Source organism: Hydrogenophaga sp. FG152 (assembly GCF_057809615.1).
On the sequence record NZ_JBMDKH010000047.1, the window covers coordinates 1 to 593 of the forward strand.

Sequence of the window (593 nt, forward strand, 5' to 3'; positions counted from 1 at the left end):
TTTCTCGCGAACGGAAGCATCCATGGCGTTTTTTCTTGAAACTCTCTTCGGCGGCCTGATGGTGGGCATGCTGTATTCGCTGGTCGCCCTGGGCTTCGTGCTGATCTTCAAGGCCTCGGGCGTCTTCAACTTTGCCCAGGGCGCCATGGTGCTCTTCGCCGCCCTGGCCATGGCCCGCTTCTCGGAATGGATTCCGATGTGGCTGGGCATCGAGAACAAGTGGGTCGGCAACATCGCGGCCTTCGTGGCGGCCGGCGCCCTGATGTTCGCCATGGCCTGGCTGATCGAGCGGCTGGTGCTGCGCCACCTGGTGAACCAGGAAGCCGCCACGCTGCTGATGGCCACGCTGGGCATCACCTACTTCATCGACGGCCTGGGCCAGAGCCTGTTCGGCAGCAACATCTACAAGATCGACATCGGCATGCCCAAGGACCCGGTGTTCGTGCTGGACTCGGTGTTCCAGGGCGGCCTGCTGCTCAACCAGGAAGACGTCATCGCCGCCGCCATCGCCGCCGCGATGGTGATCGCGCTCAGCCTGTTCTTCCAGAAGACGGCCACCGGCCGTGCGCTGCGCGCGGTGGCCGACGACCACC

1 protein-coding gene is annotated in these 593 nt (G+C 64.2%); it reads left to right on the top strand.

What is annotated here, in order from left to right; all coding sequences use genetic code 11:
- Positions 1 to 22: 22 nt before the first annotated feature.
- Positions 23 to 593 (top strand): branched-chain amino acid ABC transporter permease (locus tag ACODTB_RS25785; RefSeq protein ID WP_488929881.1); only part of this gene is annotated, 571 nt, incomplete at its 3' end.